Genomic DNA, 20,114 nt, shown 5'->3' on the forward strand with positions numbered 1-20,114 from the left:
ATGGCGGTATCATCAGGTTGCGACTGAAATCAGCAAACGAATACTTGGCAGCGACTAGCGACGCCGAGTTTTTTCATTTGGCTTGCGCATTGCCTGCACCGGGCGACGCTTTTGCTTATCGCGACTCCAGCGATTTTGCTCATCCGGGGTCAGTGCCGGCACCTTGCGCGATTCAAGCTCAGCCAGACCGGCCAGGTCATCGACCTCATCCTGAGTCAGCTCGATCCATTCGCCAGCCTTGGCACGCTTGTCGATAAAGATATTACCGTAACGCACGCGCTTTAGACGGCTGACCGTCAAACCCTGGGATTCCCACAGACGCCGCACTTCCCGATTGCGTCCTTCGAGGATCACCACATGGAACCAAGTGTTGATGCCTTCGCCGCCGAATTCCTGCACATCGCTGAAACGCGCTGGGCCGTCTTCCAGCATTACGCCTTCGACCATGGCCACTATCTGCTCTCGCTTTACTTCACCCATGACCCGAACGGCATATTCACGTTCAACCTGGGTGGAAGGATGCATCAAGCGGTTGGCCAACTCCCCATCGGTGGTGAACAACAGCAACCCGCTGGTATTGATATCCAGACGGCCGATAGCTATCCAGCGCTCGCCCTTCAGGCGCGGCAAGCGCTCGAAGACGGTACGCCGCCCTTCGGGGTCCTTGCGTGTGCAGAGTTCACCTTCGGGCTTGTTGTACATGATCACCCGGCGCGGCACATCGTCTTCGGCACGCAGCGAAACCGGACGGTCATCGAAACTGACCTTGTCGCGCATTCCCACACGATCGCCCAGCTTGGCAAGCTGATTATTGACTTTGACGCGCCCCCCGGCAATCGCCGTTTCCATCTCACGGCGCGACCCCATACCGGCGCGAGCCAGCACCTTTTGAAGTTTTTCCGTGTTGGGCTTGGGGGTGCTGTTAGGGGTGCTGTTAGGGGTGCTGTTAGGGGTGCTGTTAGGCGTGTTAGTTGTCGTACTCATGGTCATCCGACCTCACTTCAGGGTTATCATCACCGGCACTTGTGTCGTCATCGACGCTAGTCCCGGCGCGTGCCGCCAGCCTTGCTTGAAGGTCGGCAAAACTCAGCGGCGATTTTGACGCCGTCTCGGCGTGCTGGGTGTCGGCTATCTCAGCCGTCGGTGTCTCCACCGGAGCGCTCGCCTCATCCTTGAATGCTTTTTCCTTGGCCTGGTCGTCCTTGTCCAGCGTTTCTTTACTCTGAATGTCGTCAAGCAACAAATGCATAGGCGGTAGAGCATCCAGCGTCTTGAGCCCGAAGTCATCCAGAAAGGTGCGCGTGGTGGCATATACCGCCGGGCGCCCTGGCACATCACGGCGCCCGATCACACGAATCCAGCCGCGCTCCATCAAGATACGCACGATGGAGCTGCTGACGCTGACCCCGCGAACGTCTTCGATATCGCCGCGGGTAACCGGCTGACGATAAGCGATCAAGGCCAGGGTTTCCAGCAGCGCGCGCGAATATCGCTGTGGGCGCTCGTCCCACAACCGCGAGACCCAGGGCGAAAGCCGTGGCCGGATGCGCAATTGGTAGCCGGAAGCGGTTTCCATCAGTTCGAGCGCCCCGCTTGCATGACGCTGTTCAAGGCGCTGCAAGGCGGCGTGCAGTTCACGCCGCTGCGGCCGTTCCGCCTCATTGAAGACGCCTTCCAGGCGCTCCAGCGCCAGCGGTTCACCGGCGGCCAGCAAGGTGGCCTCGAGGATTTCTTCCAACAGGGAGGCATTCATTTCGGCACCTTCTCCTGCCATTCGAAAGCGGGCTCCGCCGTTTGATCTTCGAAGGCGCTCTCCTCGATGCCAGAAGGGACAGCCGTGCGAGCACGGACGTGAATCGGCGAAAGCGGTGCATTCTGTACGATCTCGATCATGGCCTCCTTGGTCAGTTCGAGTATCGCCATGAAGGTCACCACCACGCCGGCGCGACCCTCTTCCAGGGTGAACAGCGCTTCAAAGGGCGTGTAATGCTCGTGAGTCAATTGCTCCATGATCCTCAGCATGCGCTCACGAGTGGAAAGTACTTCCCGGCTGATCTGATGGCTCTGATTGAGTTCGGCGCGCTTGAGAATATCGGCCAAGGCGCCGAGCAGCTCATCCAGCGCCACCTCGGGATGGATCACTTGCGCTTCAAGCGGTGGCAAGCCTGCCTGAACAGGGAACCAGTCACGTCCAGCACGCGGCATGGCTTCCAGCGACTCCGCCGCCTCCTTCAAGCGTTCGTATTCCTGCAGGCGGCGAATCAAGGCAGCGCGGGGGTCCTCTTCTTGCTCATCGCCTCCTTGTCTGGGCGGGCGCGGCAGCAAGCTGCGCGATTTGATTTCCGCAAGCATGGCTGCCATCAACAGATACTCACCGGCAAGTTCGATTTCCATCGACTTCATCAGTTCAACATATTCGATGTATTGCCGGGTAATCACCGCCACATTGATCGCGAGAATATCCAGGTTCTGACGCCGGATCAGATACAACAGCAAATCCAACGGCCCTTCGAATGCTTCCAGAAATACACGCAGCGCTTCTGGAGGAATATACAGGTCCTCCGGCATCTGAGTAATCGGCTCATTGAATAGCCGCCCCAAGGCCTCCGCCACGGGAGCTTCCACCGCAGGCGTTTCACTAAAGGGCTGAGTAATGGACGTCTCGCTCACGCGGGTCGATTCTCCTGGGTGGGCTGAAAGGCTGAGCTGGCCGTGCAGTTTAGCAAACTTGGCGGCACGAGAAATGCCAGATCACGGCAGCGCCATTATAGCCGCGCCTTTCACTGGAAAGCCTCGTCATTGAGGAACCAGGCGTTCCACGCCACGCCGTAGCGGGCGGATAGCCAGTATTCCCAGCAAGCCGAGTGCCGACCATTCCAGCCATTCCGGCAACAGCTCCTGAACTGCGCCTACCTGGGCGATCAGATTGATATCCAGCTGCGCCACCAGCACATTGGTCAAGACACCCACGATAAGTGCCGTGCTCAGGATGCCCACCAGATAAGCGACTAACGCAGTGCCGCCTAGTTCACGACGCAATACGCCTAGCGTAGCCAGGCTGGTAATAGGCCCGGCCAACAGAAATACAATGACCGCGCCGGGAGATACGCCGCTCAGCAACATGCCGGCGGCGATCGGCGTGGCGGCGGTGGCGCATAGATACAACGGAATACCCACCACCGCCATCAACAGCATGATTCCGAAACCACTGCCGTAAGTGGCGATGGCTTCGGGAGGCACCCAGGCCATCAGCGCCCCGGCCACCATCAACCCCGCCAGCACCCAGAGGCTGATGTCGTCGAGGACATCATTGAACGCATAATGCATGCCTTGGCGCAGCCGCTGCCACCTTGAATCGTCCCCTTCCGGCACTGGCGGCGCATGGCCTGTTTCGCAGCAGCCTCCACAGGCGCTTTGCGGCTCGGGCATGACGGGTCGTTCGTTGGTCATGGCCACCAGCAGCCCCGTCGCAATAGCGGTGGCAATTGCCCCGACCACCCGGGCCACCATCATGAACGGCCCCAGCAGGGCATAGGTAATGGCGATGGAATCCACCCCTACGCCGGGGGTGCCGATCAGAAAGGCCGTGGTCGGCCCACGCCCCGCGCCTTTGCGATGCAGCGCCAGGGCGGTAGGAATCGCTCCGCAGGAACACAAAGGCAATGGCGCCCCGATGACCGCTGCCCGGGCAATACTCGCCAGCCCCCTCCCGCCGATCCAGCGCTCCAGCAAGGCGTCGGGAAAGAATGCCTTGATCAAGCCGGCCACGAACAGGCCGAACAATAACCAAGGGGCCGCTGCCAGTGCCACGGAAAGCATTTCATTGAGCATCTGCATGGGCGTTTCCTCCGACGATTGCCTTCGTATGCCATTACGATCTAGCATAAACCCTGTAACCGTTACAGAGTCAAACCACATGCACGAACTGGTCAAGATAGGCGAGGTCGCTCGCGCCAGCGGCTGTTCAGTCGAAACGATCCGTCACTACGAAAAACTCGGCTTGCTCAAACCTCCTAAACGGGGTGACAACGGCTACCGCTACTACACAGCGGAAGCGGTGAAACAGCTGGGATTCATTCGCCACGGACGCGACCTGGGGCTGGACCTGCACAGCATCCATGAACTGCTGAACCTGACCGCTCACCCAGACGCACAGTGCCACCAGGTGGATGCTATCGCTTCGCAACACCTGCAGCGCATCGAAGCACGCATCTCGGCCCTTCAGGCATTGGCGCAAGAACTGCGTACCGTCGTTACTCAGTGCCGAGGCGGGAGTATTCGCGAATGCCGTATCGTGGAAGCCTTGTTCGAGCCACAGTCCGCCCTTGAAGGAAACCCTACCTCGACTCAGCAGGAGACAAGTGACATGCAACAAGCCGTACTGGATTTCTGGTTCAACGAACTCGACCCGAAACAGTGGTGGGCAAAGGATGCGGAACTCGATGCCAGAATCACCCAACGCTTCAAGGCACTTTTAAGCCAGGCCGCCCAGGGGGAGCTATTTGGATGGCGAGCGACTCCTCGGGGGAGACTGGCCGAAATACTGGTGCTGGATCAATTTTCTCGCAATATACATCGCGATACCCCGGAAGCATTTGCTCAGGATAACGTGGCGCTGATACTGGCCCAGGAGGCCGTTGCCTCGGGAGAGGCGATTACCCTGACGCCCATAGAGCGCAATTTTCTTTATATGCCCTACATGCACAGCGAATCACTCAAGATTCACCAGCATGCCGAACGTCTGTTCCGAGCCAACGGCCTGGAAGACAACTACAACTTTGAAGTGAAACACAAAGCGATCATCGACCGCTTCGGCCGTTATCCACACCGTAATGCGATTCTAGGGCGCGATTCCACCGCCGATGAGCTCGAGTTTCTCAAGCAGCCAAGGTCGGGGTTCTGAGCCACAAGAACCTGCGTTCGCTCACCCTGCTTCCTGCGCCTTGCGATAGCGCCCGCTGTAGTCGAACAGCTTCTCGCGAACCTGGAAATGCCGCCCTACCTTACGCCCGATGACGAAATCCGGTCCACGCAGACGATGCTGTTCAGCTATCACCTCCTCCGGTGTCATGGGTTTCCAGGGCAAGCCGGGGGCGCGCAGGTGCTCGCGTAGAAAGACAGCGTGAAAAGCTTGTCGCTGTGCAGCGGTTTCCAGCGCGAACCATTCGCTCAGGGTGGCGCCGTCCTCGTCGTGATAGGTGACCTTCAGGCGGGGCAGCCCGCGGCCGTTGAGAACGGCCTCCAGCTGCATACCGCTGACGCGCAACACCCGGGCATCCTTGAGTTTCAGAGCATCCTTGAGCTTGTCGTCGGCATCCACCAGCAACACTTGGCAGCCATGGCAACGCCGGGCGGCGATGTCGTTTTCGGCACCGCAATCGCCACACACCTTGAAGCGAAAACGGAAATCACATTGACGCTTTCTACAGGCGACCGATGCATCTTCGACCAACCCTTGGCAGCGGCGGCCGAAATGCTCGATGACCAGGTCGCTGTCACGCTTGCCCCAGAAAAGATTGGCGTGGCCGCAGGCCGGGCACTCCACCTGGACCGGCTCGTTGTCGCCGGGGGGTTTGGGCGAACCGACCTCCGGCGCATAAAGATCCCAAGGGTTACCAGCGTAGTCCAGCACCAGGCAATCGGTTTTACCCGGTGAGAGACGCAGGCCACGCCCGACAATCTGCTGGTAAAGGCTGACCGATTCGGTGGGCCGCAAGATCGCGATCAGATCGACATGTGGCGCATCGAAGCCGGTGGTCAGCACCGCCACGTTGACCAGGTACTTGAGCTTGCGCGCCTTGAAAGCGCTGATCAGCGCTTCACGCTCGGCGGAGGCGCTAGCCCCGGTAATCAGCCCGGCCTCACGCGCCGGCAGATAGCCCAATACCTCCTCGGCATGGGCGACACTGGCGGCAAAGATCATCACCCCTTGACGGTTCTCGGCGCGCTGGATGATCTCCTGGATGATTCCCGGCGTTGCGCGGTTGGCGGCCACCACCCGATTGAGTTCTTCTTCACGGAACAGGCCCGAGGAGGCAGGCATAAGCTGGGAGAAATCGTAGCGCTCCACGGCGGCATCGATGCGCTCGGGTCTGGCCAGATAGCCCTGCTTGACCATCAGGCGCAGCGGTTGCTCGAACACGCAGTCACGAAAGAAACAGTCTTCATCACCGCGCACCATGCCATGGGTATGGCGATGATAGATAAACCCCTGCCCCAGCCGATAGGGCGTGGCGGTCAGCCCCAGCACCTTGAGTTGCGGGTTCTGCCGGCGCAGATGCTCGATCACCTGGCGATAACCGGCGTCTTCCTTGAGCGAAACGCGATGGCATTCGTCGATCACCAGCAAGGTGAAGCCGCCCCGCTCGTCTTCATCAGAGCCAAAACGCGCTAGATTGCGTATCACCGACTGTACCGAGCCAAACACCACCTGCCGCTCGGCCTCCTTGCGCTTGAGCCCGGCGCTGAAGATATCCGCTTCGAGTCCATAGGCCTGGTACTTGGCATGATTCTGCTCGACCAACTCGCGCACGTGGGCCAGCACCAGCACTCGCCCCCGCGCCAGCCGCGCAAGCTCGGCAATCACCAGCGACTTCCCGCTACCGGTGGGCAATACCACCACCGCCGGGTCGCTGGAGCCGCGAAAATGCTCGACAACGCGCTTGACCGTTTCAGTCTGATAAGGACGCAGGGCGGGCGGCGGTGACGATAAAGGCGACCCTTGGGCCGCCTTGGAGGAGTTGCTTTTGGACATCGCTCAGCCTACCCAGACCCGTGCATTGCGGAACATTCGCAGCCAGGCACCGTCTTGAGTCCATTCCGCCGGACGCCAGGAGTTAGTCACCGCACGGGTGACACGCTCCGGGTGCGGCATCATGATAGTGACTCGACCGTCCGGGGTGGTCAGGCCGGTGATACCGGAAGGCGAGCCGTTGGGGTTGGCTGGATAGCGTGTGGTGACCTGGCCGTAGTTGTCGATATAGCGCATCGCGACCTGACCGCTCGACTGCATCTTGCGAAGGTGGGCGCTATCGCGAAACTCGGCACGGCCTTCACCGTGCGCCACGGCAATCGGCAAGCGTGACCCTTCCATACCTGCCAGCAGGATCGAAGGCGTCTGTTCGACACGCACCATGGCCACGCGCGCCTCGAATTGCTCGGATTCGTTACGCATGAACTGTGGCCAGTTTTCCGCCCCGGGGATCATGTCCTTGAGCTGCGAGAGCATCTGGCAGCCGTTACATACCCCTAGCGAGAAGCTGTCCTCACGCTGGAAAAACGTCGCAAACTGCTCGCAGGCACGCTCGTTGAACAGCACCGACTTGGCCCAGCCGCCACCGGCGCCCAACACATCGCCATAAGAGAAGCCGCCACAGGCCGCCAGCCCCTTGAAGTCGTCAAGGCTCACCCGACCTTCGAGGATGTCGCTCATGTGCACATCCACGGTATCGAAGCCAGCCTTGTCGAAGGCCCAGGCCATTTCCACCTGACCGTTGACCCCCTGCTCACGCAGAATCGCCATGGCCGGGCGGGCCGTATTGATGAAGGGTGCGCTGATGTCTTCGTTCACGTCAAAGGTCGGCGTGGCGGAAAGACCCGGGTCGCGGGCATCGAGCAGATTATCGAATTCGTTCTTGGCACATTCGGGGTTGTCACGCAGCGCCTGCATGCGATAACTGGTTTCCGCCCAGGTGCGCTGGGTGAGTTGGCGCGTGGTTTCCAGCAACGGCTCCTCGAATACCGTCACACGCACCTGGTCATCATAGCGCGGACGGGCGATGACGCCGCAGGTTTCGATGCCCGCCATGGCGAACTGAGTCAGCACTTCCGCAGTGTCGGCACGGTTGACTTGGATCACCGCACCCAGCTCCTCAGAGAACAAGGCGTTGAATGCCTCCACCGGCTCGTCGATCAGCCAGTCGAGCTTGATTTCCAACCCGGCATGAGCGGCGAAAGCCATTTCTAAAAGCGTAACCAGAAGGCCGCCGTCGCTGCGGTCGTGATAGGCCAGAAGCTTGCCGTCGCGATTGAGCCCCTGAATGACCTCGAAGAACGCCTTGAGGTCTTCCGGGTCGTCAAGATCGGGGCACTCATCACCCACCTGACCATAGACCTGAGCCAGTGCCGAGCCACCCAGGCGATTCTGGCCGTTGCCCAGGTCGATCAGGATCAGGTCGCTCTCTTCCTGCTCCAGGTTGATCTCGGGCGTGAGGGTCGCCAGGGCATCGGTCACCGGAGCGAAGCCGGTAACCACCAGCGATAACGGCGAGGTGACGCTCTTGTCTTCGACCTCGCCCTTGGCGCCTTCTTCCTGCCAGGCGGTACGCATGGACATGGAGTCCTTGCCGACGGGTATCGCGATACCCAGTGCCGGGCACAGCTCCATACCCACCGCATGCACGGCTTCATACAGTGCCTGGTTTTCACCGGGGTGGCTGGCCGCGCTCATCCAGTTGGCGGAAAGTTTGACGTCACCCAGCTTGGCGATCGGTGCAGCCGCCAGGTTGGTGATGGCCTCGGCCACCGCCAGGCGGGCGCTTGCTGCGGGATTGATCAATGCCACCGGCGGGCGCTCGCCCATGGCCATCGCTTCCCCGGCATGGGTATCGTAGCTTGCCGTGGTCACCGCGACATCGGCCACCGGCACCTGCCAAGGGCCGACCATCTGGTCGCGCGCCACCTGGCCTGTGATCGAACGATCGCCGATGGTGATCAGAAAGCTCTTGGAAGCCACGGTCGGCAGGCGCAGCACCCGATCCAGCGCTTCGCGAAGATCGAGGTTATCCAGCATCACCGCCGGCATGGTGCGGGTCTCGCTTTGGAATTCACGCACCATCTTGGGCGGCTTGCCGAACAGCACGCTCATCGGCAAGTCGACCGGCTGGCTATTGAAATGGCCGTCGCGCACTTCCAGATAATGCGCTTCAAGCGCTTCCCCGACCACCGCATAGGGGCAGCGCTCGCGAGCGCACAACGCCTCGAAGGTCGCCAGATCCTCCGGCGCCACGGCAAGCACGTAGCGCTCCTGGGCCTCGTTGCACCAGATTTCCAAGGGGCTCATGCCCGGTTCGGCGTTGGGTACCGCACGCAGATCGAAGCGCCCGCCCCGGTTGCCATCCTTGACCAGTTCCGGCAAGGCATTGGAAAGCCCACCGGCCCCAACGTCATGAATGAAGCGAATCGGATTGCGCTCGCCCAGCGACCAGCAGCGGTCAATCACTTCCTGGGCGCGTCGCTCGATTTCCGGGTTTTCACGCTGTACCGAGGCGAAATCCAGGTCGGCGCTGGAAACCCCGGACGCCATGCTGGAAGCCGCTCCGCCACCCAGTCCGATCAGCATCGCCGGGCCGCCCATGACGATCAGCTTTCCCCCTACGGGAATCTCGCCCTTCTGGACATGGTGAGCACGAATGTTGCCATAGCCACCGGCGAGCATGATGGGCTTGTGAAAACCACGCCGCTCGATACCGGTTTCGGTCAGAGCGTCCTGCTCGTAGGTACGAAAATAGCCGGTGAGATTGGGACGACCGAACTCGTTGTTGAACGCCGCGCCGCCGATCGGCCCTTCGAGCATGATCTCAAGCGCGGAAACGATGCGCTCGGGCTTGCCGTAATCGAGGGTTTCCCAAGGCTGAACGAATTCGGGAATACGCAGGTTGGAAACGGTAAAACCGGAAAGCCCCGCCTTGGGCTTGCCGCCGATACCGGTAGCGCCTTCATCACGGATCTCGCCGCCGGAACCGGTGGCGGCGCCAGGAAAGGGGGCAATCGCCGTGGGATGGTTATGGGTTTCCACCTTCATCAGGATATGAATCAGCTCCTGATGCGTGGTATAACGCGCGGTTTCATCGGCGTGCCCGGTCAGGGGGTCGGCGAAGAAGCGTCCGCCATGGCTACCCTTGATAACGGCGGCATTGTCGCTGTAGGCGGAAAGAACGTTATCCGGCGAGCTGGCGAAGGTATTCTTGATCATCTTGAACAGGGAGTGCGGCTGCGCTTCGCCGTCGATCACCCAGTCGGCATTGAATATCTTGTGGCGGCAGTGCTCGGAGTTGGCCTGGGCGAACATCATCAATTCGACGTCGGTGGGGTTGCGCTCGAGTTCTTCGAACGCTGTCACCAGGTAGTCGATTTCATCATCGGCCAAGGCCAGACCCAATTCCCGGTTGGCAGTGGCCAGCGCCTCACGGCCACCGCCGAGAATATCCACAGTGCCCAAGGGGGCAGGCGCGTGGTGAGCGAATAGCCTGGCTGCATCCGAGGCATCACTCAACACGGTTTCGGTCATGCGGTCGTGCAATAACGCCACCAGGGTGGCGAATTCGGCTTCATCCAAGGGTGCACTGAACGTCAGGCGATAATCGATGCCCCGCTCGATGCGTTGAATCTTTTCCAGGCCACAATTATGCGCGACATCCGTGGCCTTGGACGACCAGGGTGACTGCGTACCCAGTCGCGGCACCACCAGAAACCGCTGAGCGGACCTGGGGGGCGGCTTGCGCTCACCACTATGGCTGGAGTAATCCAGAAGCTGGGTGAGGCGTTCAAGGTCGGCATCGTCCAGCTTGTCTTGGTGGTCAATGAAATGGACATAGTCGGCAGACAGCGACTCGACCTCGGGAAGGCGTTCACGCAGAACCGTTAACAACCGGGCATGACGGAAGTCGGAAAGGGCGGGTGCGCCTGGCAGTTCGAGCATATCCTGGAGCCTCTAGAGCAGGGAATTCGAGCGGGGAAAACGGTAAACCGTCGAGCGGTAATCCCCCTATGATACTGGAAAGCATTGGCCACACGAAATCAGTGAGGTGACAGCAAGCATCGGGCTGGGTATCGTGATGACTCCTTTCATGCCGACATGACATTATGCTTAAACTGTTAAGCCGACATTTCAAGGTTTGTGCCGAGGGGTATTTTACCCTGATTGCCATCGCTTTGATGGTGATGATGCCCACCTTTTCTCTGGTTCCCGACGGCGAACACTTAAAGCTGATCCAGTCGCGCGATTTCATTACCGTGCATACCCGCAATACCCCTACCACCTATTACGAAGGCCGCCATGGCCCCACCGGTTTCGAGTACGAACTGATGCGCGGTTTTGCAGATTACCTCGGGGTGAGCTTGAATCTGGATGCCGGCCATCATCTCGACAGTGTGCTGCCCGCTGTCCGTGAAAAAGGCGACTTGGGCGCTGCCGCGCTACCGCTGGAGCCCACCACGCCGGGCGTGTATTTCACTCGAGCCATCATCGGCTTGCAACCACTGTTCGTTTATCGTCGCGGTCTGCACGGCATTGAAGCACCCGCCGACATGGCCGCACTGGAAATCGGCACCCTGAGCGGTACCGGAACAGACAAGGTGCTGCGTGAACTGCAGCAACAGCATCCGCTGCTGAGCTGGAAGGAGTCCACCGAGCTTGAAGTCGCGGATCTTCTGGCTCGCGTGGAAAGTGGCGCACTGGATGGCGCCGTCATCTTTGATCATCAATTCCGCCTGAACCGGCTGTTCTTTCCCAACGTCGAGCGTGGCTTTCTGTTGGGCGAACCGCTCTCCATGGCCTGGGCGGTACCTCGGGGCCGTGGGCTGGGCCTGTTGAAAGCCGCCAACAACTACCTTGGCGACATGCAGCAAAGTGGCGTTCTGGATCGTCTCGTGGAACGGTATTTCGGCCATGACGACTATCTGGAATACGTGGGCACTCGCACCTTCCTGAGTCACCTGGATTCGCGCCTGCCGCGCTTTGACGCCTTGTTCCGGGAAGCCGCAAGACAAACCGGATTCGACTGGAAATTACTCGCCGCCATGGGCTACCAGGAATCCCATTGGGACCCCGAGGCCACCTCCCCCACCGGGGTGCGCGGCTTGATGATGCTGACCTTGCCCACGGCCGCGGAAATGGGCGTCAGCGACCGTGTCGATCCGGTGCAAAGCATCGACGGCGGGGCGCGCTACCTGCGCAGCATCATGGATCGCCTACCGGAGTCGATCACGGGTGAGGATCGCCTTTTCATGGCCATGGCCTCTTATAACGTCGGGCTTGGCCACCTGTATGATGCCCGGCGTATTGTCGAGATCCGCAGCGGCGACCCGGACAGCTGGCTCGATGTACGCGAGGCCTTGCCGCTACTGCAAAAACAACAATGGCACAGCCAAACCCGCCATGGTTACGCCCGCGGCGGGGAGCCGGTGATCTACGTGCGCAACATCAGGCGTTATTATGAGATGCTTGAATACGTCGAGCGCAGTCGACAGCAGTTTTTCCAGCTTGAACAGACCGAACTTGATGCGGATGCCGTCTTTCCGTTGTTCGACCTTGTGCCGCCAATTGATTGATTAAGGGTGCCATGCTCACCGCCTCGTCTTATATCGCCTCGTGGTTGATTATCCTGACGATAATGGGTATCGGCAGCCTGGCCCTGTTCGCTCCGAGCTTGACCGTCATTATCTTGATGTTGCTGGGGCTGGCACTAGGTGCTCTGCGCCTGGGTCACATCCGCCTAAGCCATGGGCTGGCGGCGTTGGGTATCGTGTTTCTGCTGCCGGGGCTTGCCAGTTATCTGCTACCGGAAGGCTGGATTTCCAGCATGGCCTGGCAGGCCGGTGCCGCCCTGTTGCAAGCCGACACCCCGCTGGAAGATTGGCGGCCACCGGTCCTGACCACCTTCAACCTGTTATTGCTCGCATTGAGCCTGTTGCTGTCCCAGCGTTCCCGGCTCGGCACGCCACTTCTTTTGACAGCCAGTGCCTTGTTCATTGCATGGCAGCTCTTGCAGCTTCAAGCCACGCCCACCGCCCTCCTGCTGCATGCACCGGCACGACTCCCCGAACTGGCAGCGCTTGGCTGCCTGACGCTAGCCCAATGGCTGCATGCACGCCGTTTTTGGGCAAACCCCATCACCTGCACGCCGCCCTGTGGCCGGCAATGCTACTTGTCGCCCTCAGCCTGTTGCTATGGATGCAGCAAAAGCACGACACCGATCAACAATTGCAGGCAAAAATGGCCGCACAGAACGAACGCCTGGCCACTCGGCTTGCAGCAGAAATCGACGCCCATCTAAAAGCCATGCGCCGCTTTGCCAGTTTCTGGCAGCTTCTCGACACCCCACCCAGCACTGAACAATGGCAGCGCCAAGCAGCGCTTTATCATCGTGATTTCCGTTATTTTCTCAATATCGCTTATATCGATGCCGATAGCCGCATCGTTCACGCTCACCCTATGACGACGCTCAATCGCAGCACCTTAGGCACGCGTTTATTCGACGCCCAGCCGGACGGCAGAGCGGTGCTGGAACCGGCATTACGCGATGGTCGCGAAGGTCATACAGATATTCTCGAATTGCTTCAGGGAGGCGCCGGCATCATTCACTACCTGCCGATACTCAAGGCGTCTGACGAGACGCCATTGGGTGTTGTGGCCATGGTGGTCAGCTTGCCTGTACTCGCCGAAACGTTATTTTCCCAGGTACCGGCAAGCCAGGGCGTCCTCAGCTTGCGTGACGATGACCGTTTGCTCGCTCAGCACGGTAATGACTCGCGCCCCGGCCCTTGGCATTTTCGAACCGAATTGGCGTTATCCGGCAAGGTACTGAGCCTGAGCAGCCACCCTCGACGCGATATCCTGCTCGCCGCTCAGCCGCGTTTACCGGTGATCAGCCTGAGCATGGGCCTGATATTGGCCTACCTGCTCTATCTAGTGCTTTATGCCTTTCGCAGCCTGGCCTTTCAGCATCAAAGCATGCATCACAGCAATAAGGCCCTGCGGCGTGAAATTCACAAGAGCAATGAACTGCAAAGTGAAATCCAGTGGCTGGCCAACCACGATGAATTGACCAAGCTTCCCAACCGGCGCCATTTTCTCGATAAGCTCGAAGAACTGCAAGATTGTCGCCCACTTAGCCTGATTCTCTGTGATATAGACCACTTCAAGCAGATCAACGATCAGTTGGGTCACCTGGAAGGCGACCGTTATCTGCAGGCCTTTGCAACACTGGGAAAATCAGTGATAACCGCCCAGGGCGGTGTTTTTGCACGTTACGGCGGCGAAGAGTTTGTCGCCTGGCTTCCCGGGCACGGGCAAGCCTCGGCCTTGGCGGTGGCCGAAACACTGCGCCTGCGAATCAGCCAGCACGGCCTGACCTATGCCGACGGACGAATGCTTACCCTGAGTGCCGGCGTGGTCACTCAAGAGCACACTCAAGAAATCGATATCAACCGTTTGATGCAAGCTGCCGACGAAGCGCTGTATCGCGCTAAGAACAATGGGCGAAATCGTGTCCTGGCCGCCACCCCGGTTTAAGCTTCCGGCCCGCCGCGTTTAAGGGTAAAGAATGTTTTCAACAAGCGCCTTGACTGGCTCGCCAACAGCCCGCCTCGCACCTCGACACGATGATTGAACCAGGGTTGCGCCAGCAGGTTCGCCCTGGACTCCAGCATGCCGGTGCGTGGTTCGGCGGCGCCATACACCAGCCGCGCCAGGCGTGCATGAACGATGGCGCCGGTACACATCATGCAAGGCTCCAGAGACACGAACAGGGCGCATCCATCCAGGCGGTAATTGCCCAGCTGCGCTCCAGCCGCCTGCATTGCGCGAATTTCCGCATGCGCCGAAGGATCACAAGTCGCTATCGGCGAGTTATAGGCCGCACCGATGATGTTTCCTTCAGGACAGACCACCACGGCACCCACCGGTACTTCACCCGCCGCCAAGGCATGATGTGCCTGGTCCAACGCCCGGTACATGTAAAATTCATCGCTGCGCATGGAGGCAAACTCCGCTAAGGTAGAAAACGGTCGTATGATAGTGATAAGCGCGCGACTCGCGTACTGACCCTTTTCATATTTTTGATCATCTTTGCACACAGGATAACCAGAATGGCAGAGTCCCTGAATAACCTGGTCGAATTACTGGATCTGGAACCTCTTGAAGAGACGCTGTTTCGCGGGCAAAGCCAGGACCTCGGTTTCCCTCAGCTGTATGGCGGCCAGGTTCTCGGACAAGCGCTGGCCGCCGCCGCACGCACCGTGCCCGAAGAGCGCCGCCCGCATTCGCAACATGGTTATTTCCTGCGCCCCGGCGACCCCCATCGCCCGGTGGTATACCAGGTGGATACCGTACGCGATGGAGGCAATTTCACCACGCGTCGAGTCACCGCCATTCAGAAAGGGCGGCCGATTTTTTTCTGCAGCGCCTCGTTTCAAAGCTCGGAACCCAATCTATCGCATCAGCGCCCCATGCCCCAGGTACCCAGCCCCGAAGCCTTGCTCAAGAGTAGCGATACCCAGCATTCGCGTTTTCCCGGTCACCCCATCGAGTTTCTCTACCTTGAAGGCAATCCCGACAAGGCGGTACCCGCCGGTCAATGCCTGTGGTTCAGACTGTCCGGAACCTTGCCCGACGACCCGGCACTGCATCGGCATTTGCTTTCGTATAGCTCGGACTTCAACCTTCTGACCACCAGCTTGATTCCGCATGGGGTGGGCTATACGGACAAGAATCTACAGATCGCCAGTCTCGACCACGCCTTGTGGCTGCATGCCGACGCCCGCCTGGATGATTGGCTGCTTTATGTCATCGACTCCCCTTGGGCAGGTGGCGCTCGGGGACTGGCACGTGGGCATATCTATAACCGTCAAGGCCAGCTGATAGCCTCCACCGCTCAGGAAGGCCTGATTCGCATCCACGATGCACCCATTCGCTAACAACCTGTTTTCGCTTCATTTTCCCCTTCGTTGCCATTTACCTCCTGCAACGATTTACCTCCTGCAACGCAAAACGCGAAATGCCTGCCACCGGATGACCGGGGCAGGCATTTTAATAAGCATCGAGGTGCGCGGTTGTCGAGTACCGGTGACCTCAGCCGCCGTAAACGTCGTTGATGCTTTTCAGCGGATAGTGCGCCGGATACGGCTTGCGCGCCACGCCGGAGTCCACCGCCGCTTGCGCCACGGCGGAGGAAATACGCGCCAGCAGGCGTACATCCACCGGGGTGGGAATGATATATTCACGGCCGAAGCTCATTTCATCACACTCATAGGCATCCAGCACTTCCTGGGGAACCGGCTCACGCGCCAGGTCTTTCAATGCATGTACCGCAGCGAGCTTCATGGCCTCATTGATGCGCGTGGCGCGCACATCCAGCGCCCCGCGGAAAATGAAGGGGAAGCCCAGAACGTTATTGACTTGATTGGGGTAATCTGAACGCCCGGTAGCCATGATCACGTCCGGGCGCGCTGCGCGAGCGACTTCCGGGTGAATTTCAGGGTCGGGATTGGTGCAAGCAAAGATCACTGGATCCGGTGCCATCGTCTTGACCTGCTCGGCGGAAAGCAGCCCTGGGCCGGAAAGCCCGACGAAAACATCAGCGCCGTCGATGGCGTCATCGAGCGTGCGCATATCGGTATCCAAGGCGAACTGGGCCTTGTATTCGTTGATGCCTTCGCGGTGGGTGTGAATCACACCACGCCGGTCAAGCATCACCAGGTTTTCTTTCTTAGCGCCACAGGAAACCAGCAGGCGCATGCAGGCAATGGCTGCCGCGCCGGCACCCATGCAGACGATCTTGACGTTTTCGATCGATTTTCCGGCAATGTCCAGCGCATTGAGCATACCGGCGGCCGTCACGATAGCGGTACCGTGCTGGTCATCGTGGAACACCGGAATATTACAGCGCTCGATCAGCGCTTTCTCGATCTCGAAACATTCAGGGGCCTTGATGTCTTCGAGGTTGATACCGCCCCAGGTGTCGGCAATGCGCGCCACGGTATCGATGAAAGCTTGAGGGCTTTCGGCATCGACTTCGATATCCACCGAGTTGATGCCGGCAAAGCGCTTGAACAACACGCCCTTGCCTTCCATGACCGGCTTGCTGGCCAGCGGGCCCAGGTTACCCAGTCCCAGAATGGCCGTACCGTCGGAGATGACGGCAACCAGATTTCCTTTGCCGGTATAGAGATAGGCATTTTCCGGCTCGCGGGCAATTTCGCGCACAGGCTCGGCCACACCCGGGCTATAAGCTAGCGCCAGATCACGGGCGGTGGCGGTCGGCTTGGTCAGCTCGACAGACAATTTACCGGGAATCGGTTTGGCGTGGTAATCCAGTGCAGCTTGCTTCTTTGCATCCGTCATCGTCGGGGGCCCAATCAAACGTCAAAAGGAAATAGAGAAAACGAGAATATAGAAAAACCCTGATATGCTCAACCCTCCCTGCCTTTTTGACATGTACGGGACGATTTTGCGCATTTACATTCATTTTTACAGACGATCGAAGCTATTTGCTCAAACTTATGCAACCAGCCCTCAGCCATAAGCTTTTACTTATCCCTATACTTCCAGACTTTATGGAAAAATTTACCATAAAAACCCATGATCCACTGGAGAGCGCAATTGACAGGCAATTTGACATCCTCCCCCACCTTCAGCGCTAGCGCGCTTGTGGAAGGGGATTCCCTGGTCGTTACCTCCCAGGTTCCTGCTTCGCTGTCCGTCGCCTCAATGCCTTGGCATTGCCGGTCTTACACAAACTCCACAGGCGTAACTTCCCGAGTGCCCCTCGGTCGTGCTTCAACTCTCAGCACCGGCTAACAGCGCGGTGCCGGCTTGTAGGATGTTGCGGGCGGCATTGACGTCGCGGTCGATGCCTTGGGTGCCGCAGTCCGGACAGTCCCAGGTGCGAACATTGAGCGGCAAGGAGTCGACGACAAACCCGCAGCCATGGCAGCGCTTGCTGCTGGGGTACCCACGGTCGATCTGGACGAACTGGCGCCCCGCCCAGGCAGACTTGTACTCAAGCTGGCGCACCAGCTCCCCCCAGCCCACATCGCTGATGGCTTTCGCCAGAGACCGGTTCTTGACCATGTTTTTCACCGCGAGGCTTTCAGCACAGATCACTTGGTTCTCGTTGACGATCTGCCGGGTGCGTTTATGAAGGTGGTCAAGCCGGGCATCGGCGATTTTCGCGTGGCGCCTGGCCACTTTCTGCTTGGCTTTCGCCCGATTGTTCGAGCCTTTTTGCTTACGGCTCAGTTGCCGTTGCGCCCGCGCCAGCTTGCGTGCGTGACGCGCCGTATGGCGGGGGTTATTGACGCGCTTTCCATCGCTGGTCACGAACAGGTCTTTCAGCCCGAGATCGATACCCACCATCTTGGGGGTAATGGACAGTGATTCGGCGTCCACTTTGCACAGGCAGCTAATGAAATAGCGACCGGCGCGGTCTTGGGACACGGTAACGGTGCTGGGGGCTGACGGAAGCACGCGGCTCCAGCGCATGCTGAGGGGTTCCTGGCACTTGGCCAGCGTGATCTGGCCGTTGCGATACGCAAACGCCGAACTGGCAAAGGTGGCGGACTGCCGCTGCTTCTTTGACTTGAATCGCGGGTATCGTGCGCGCTTGGCAAAGAAGTGCTTGAAGGCCGATTGTTGATGGCGCAGGCATTGTTGCAAGGGCACCGAACTGACCTCAGCCAGGAACACGGTGTCAGGCTGTTTTTTCAGCTGGGTCAGGAAAGCGCTGGCGTCGTTGTAACCGATCTTTTCCTGGCGTTGATAGAACGCATCGGTGCGATAGCGCAGCACTGCGTTCCAGACAAACCGCACGCACCCAAACGTCCGCGCCAGCAGGATTTCCTGCTCGGGCGTCGGGTAGAAGCGGTACTTGTAGGCGCGTTCGGTTTTCATGAGTTACAGTTTAGTATCATTTGCGTAAGAACACAAGGTGTCCTCTCGGACGCCGCGCTTGTATCCCCAATGAAAGGGACTCCTCCCCTCCTAAAGCTTCATCGAGCTACATTGATAGTCACTACGCGCATCAATGGAAAAAGGAGAAGCGTCATGCATCAGCATAAAGCGATTGGAATTGATTTGGCAAAGCGGGTTTTCCAAGTGTGCATCGTTGATACACGCAACCAGAAAGTTCACGTCAACAAGGCACTGAAGCGACGAGAAGGGCTCGACTTCCTGCGTCAGCAGCCCCCATGCCGGGGCTTTATGGAAGCATGCGGAGGTTCACATTATTGGGCACGACAAATACAGGCGTTAGGGCATGTCGTCGGGCTGATTTCACCCCAGTTCGTCACCCCCGTTTCGCAAGGGACATAAAACGGATGCCAATGATGCGCTGGCGATTGTCGAGGCTGGTTTACGCCCTGATATGCGTTTCGTGCCTACCAAGGCAATAGAACAACAGGACATCCAGAGTCTGCATCGAATCCGTGATCGTTGTATCAAGCAACGAACTCAATTGACTAACCAGATGCATGGTCTATTACAGGAATACGGCATTATTTGTGGCCGTGGACAAAAATCACTGACCCAAGCCGTTTGGCGGGCAGTCGAAGATGCAGAAAATGAACTGACCATGTTGATGCGTCAGCTGCTGACTGAGCAAATGGAAGAGCTGGAGCCACTCAACAACCGCCTTCTGGATCTTGATCAACAAGTGGAGCAAGTCAGTCGTGCGTTCGCCCCCTGCCGTCAACTGATGGCCATTGAAGGTATCGGCATAGTATCAGCGACGCAACTTTACAGTGCGTTAGGTGACGGTCGAGCTTTCCAGAATGGCCGTCAGGCCTCTGCCTACATTGGCCTGACGCCAAAGCAATATAGTAGCGGCGGCTCAGCCACGATGCGAGGCATTGGGCGCACTGGGCAACTATCCCTTAAATGCGCGCTTATACGAGGGGGGCACGCTGCCATTCATTCGTGTCCTGGGCGATAAACAAGATAAAAGAAGTCGGTGGTTACGTGATTTAGTCAGTCGTGTTGGCAAAAACAGGGCGGCCGTTGCGCTCGCCAACAAAAATGTCCGTATTGCCTGGGCAATACTTTGTCGGAAAACACCTTACCGTCACGATTTTCATGCCATCCAGGAGGCAGCGCTATAAATCCACACGATCACGGTTAGCCAAGCGGCCTGGATTGCCACCTTGTTGCCGAGCACCGAAAGATGAAAAACAGGTCAGACCGGCCTTCTCAAAACCTGTCGAAGGGTTGGGCTCTTGGAAGCCACCTCCCCTCTGAGGAGAGAAGGCGCGCGTCATTCATTAGGGTCAGGGGTTAGCTACCCCACTAAGAGACCGACTATACGCACGCATCGGCTTACGTTTTTCAGACATCGGCGCTT

Annotated in this window: 16 protein-coding genes and 1 pseudogene; 8 read left to right on the forward strand and 9 right to left on the reverse strand. The window is 58.8% G+C overall.

The window, feature by feature from the left end; translation table 11 throughout:
• Positions 1 to 54 precede the first annotated feature (54 nt).
• The 4 genes from rluB to DU506_RS04205 all read right to left on the reverse strand — a co-directional run bounded on the left by rluB (position 55) and on the right by DU506_RS04205 (position 3,837).
• Positions 55 to 984: a 23S rRNA pseudouridine(2605) synthase RluB gene (rluB, locus tag DU506_RS04190; RefSeq protein WP_114485734.1), complete on the reverse strand. Its 930-nt coding sequence runs from the start codon at positions 982 to 984 to the stop codon at positions 55 to 57.
• Entirely contained in the window at positions 968 to 1,753 is a 786-nt protein-coding gene (gene scpB, locus DU506_RS04195; RefSeq protein WP_114485693.1) for an SMC-Scp complex subunit ScpB, read from the reverse strand. The genes rluB and scpB overlap by 17 nt, the downstream gene beginning before the upstream one ends.
• Complete coding sequence (locus DU506_RS04200) at positions 1,750 to 2,670, reverse strand: segregation and condensation protein A (RefSeq protein ID WP_415843587.1); 921 nt, start codon at positions 2,668 to 2,670, stop codon at positions 1,750 to 1,752. The genes scpB and DU506_RS04200 overlap by 4 nt, the downstream gene beginning before the upstream one ends.
• A gap of 126 nt (positions 2,671 to 2,796) precedes the next feature.
• Positions 2,797 to 3,837 (reverse strand): SO_0444 family Cu/Zn efflux transporter, encoded by a 1,041-nt coding sequence (locus DU506_RS04205; protein ID WP_114485694.1) that lies wholly within the window; start codon positions 3,835 to 3,837, stop codon positions 2,797 to 2,799.
• Between the two features lie 79 nt (positions 3,838 to 3,916).
• On the opposite strand from DU506_RS04205, the pseudogene DU506_RS21890 reads away from it, so the two are divergent.
• Both DU506_RS21890 and DU506_RS21895 read left to right on the forward strand, forming a co-directional pair.
• Positions 3,917 to 4,237, forward strand: a pseudogene (locus tag DU506_RS21890) (MerR family transcriptional regulator); the annotation flags it as partial.
• Between the two features lie 129 nt (positions 4,238 to 4,366).
• Complete coding sequence (locus DU506_RS21895; protein WP_220254295.1) at positions 4,367 to 4,903, forward strand: DUF924 family protein; 537 nt, start codon at positions 4,367 to 4,369, stop codon at positions 4,901 to 4,903.
• Positions 4,904 to 4,924: 21 nt separating this feature from the next.
• Here the strand turns inward: DU506_RS21895 and radD are convergent, their stop codons facing one another.
• Positions 4,925 to 6,754, reverse strand: coding sequence for a DNA repair helicase RadD (gene radD, locus DU506_RS04215; RefSeq protein WP_114485696.1), 1,830 nt, complete (start codon positions 6,752 to 6,754; stop codon positions 4,925 to 4,927).
• A gap of 3 nt (positions 6,755 to 6,757) precedes the next feature.
• Entirely contained in the window at positions 6,758 to 10,699 is a 3,942-nt protein-coding gene (gene purL, locus DU506_RS04220; RefSeq protein ID WP_114485697.1) for a phosphoribosylformylglycinamidine synthase, read from the reverse strand.
• Positions 10,700 to 10,863: 164 nt separating this feature from the next.
• Between purL and mltF the strand changes: the two genes are divergently transcribed.
• The 3 genes from mltF to DU506_RS04230 are packed head-to-tail and all read left to right on the forward strand — an operon-like array spanning position 10,864 to position 14,293.
• Entirely contained in the window at positions 10,864 to 12,330 is a 1,467-nt protein-coding gene (mltF, locus tag DU506_RS04225) for a membrane-bound lytic murein transglycosylase MltF (protein WP_114485698.1), read from the forward strand.
• An 11-nt stretch (positions 12,331 to 12,341) separates the two neighbouring features.
• The gene (locus DU506_RS21575; protein WP_181870686.1) at positions 12,342 to 13,055 is read left to right on the forward strand and encodes a hypothetical protein; all 714 of its coding nucleotides are present in this window, start codon (positions 12,342 to 12,344) and stop codon (positions 13,053 to 13,055) included.
• Positions 12,995 to 14,293: a GGDEF domain-containing protein gene (locus DU506_RS04230; RefSeq protein WP_181870687.1), complete on the forward strand. Its 1,299-nt coding sequence runs from the start codon at positions 12,995 to 12,997 to the stop codon at positions 14,291 to 14,293. The genes DU506_RS21575 and DU506_RS04230 overlap by 61 nt, the downstream gene beginning before the upstream one ends.
• On the opposite strand, the gene tadA is transcribed toward DU506_RS04230, so the two are convergent.
• The gene (gene tadA / locus DU506_RS04235; RefSeq protein ID WP_114485700.1) at positions 14,290 to 14,757 is read right to left on the reverse strand and encodes a tRNA adenosine(34) deaminase TadA; all 468 of its coding nucleotides are present in this window, start codon (positions 14,755 to 14,757) and stop codon (positions 14,290 to 14,292) included. The genes DU506_RS04230 and tadA overlap by 4 nt on opposite strands.
• Positions 14,758 to 14,868: 111 nt before the next feature.
• On the opposite strand from tadA, the gene DU506_RS04240 reads away from it, so the two are divergent.
• On the forward strand, positions 14,869 to 15,696 hold the full coding sequence (locus tag DU506_RS04240; RefSeq protein WP_114485701.1) for an acyl-CoA thioesterase: 828 nt from the start codon (positions 14,869 to 14,871) through the stop codon (positions 15,694 to 15,696).
• A 154-nt stretch (positions 15,697 to 15,850) separates the two neighbouring features.
• Here DU506_RS04240 and DU506_RS04245 read toward each other — a convergent pair whose 3' ends face one another.
• Together DU506_RS04245 and DU506_RS04250 are read right to left on the reverse strand one after the other, a co-directional pair.
• A complete protein-coding gene (locus tag DU506_RS04245; RefSeq protein ID WP_114485702.1) occupies positions 15,851 to 17,122 on the reverse strand; it encodes a malic enzyme-like NAD(P)-binding protein in 1,272 nt (423 codons plus the stop codon).
• 435 nt (positions 17,123 to 17,557) lie between these two features.
• Positions 17,558 to 18,670 (reverse strand): RNA-guided endonuclease InsQ/TnpB family protein, encoded by a 1,113-nt coding sequence (locus DU506_RS04250; protein ID WP_114485703.1) that lies wholly within the window; start codon positions 18,668 to 18,670, stop codon positions 17,558 to 17,560.
• A 153-nt stretch (positions 18,671 to 18,823) separates the two neighbouring features.
• On the opposite strand from DU506_RS04250, the gene DU506_RS21900 reads away from it, so the two are divergent.
• Together DU506_RS21900 and DU506_RS21905 are read left to right on the forward strand one after the other, a co-directional pair.
• Positions 18,824 to 19,090: a hypothetical protein gene (locus tag DU506_RS21900; RefSeq protein WP_220254289.1), complete on the forward strand. Its 267-nt coding sequence runs from the start codon at positions 18,824 to 18,826 to the stop codon at positions 19,088 to 19,090.
• 19 nt (positions 19,091 to 19,109) lie between these two features.
• Positions 19,110 to 19,709, forward strand: a complete 600-nt coding sequence (locus DU506_RS21905; protein ID WP_328587952.1) for an IS110 family RNA-guided transposase — start codon at positions 19,110 to 19,112, stop codon at positions 19,707 to 19,709.
• Positions 19,710 to 20,114: the final 405 nt, after the last annotated feature.

Origin of the sequence: Vreelandella rituensis, assembly GCF_003336665.1 — a bacterium.
Lineage (GTDB): Bacteria > Pseudomonadota > Gammaproteobacteria > Pseudomonadales > Halomonadaceae > Vreelandella > Vreelandella rituensis.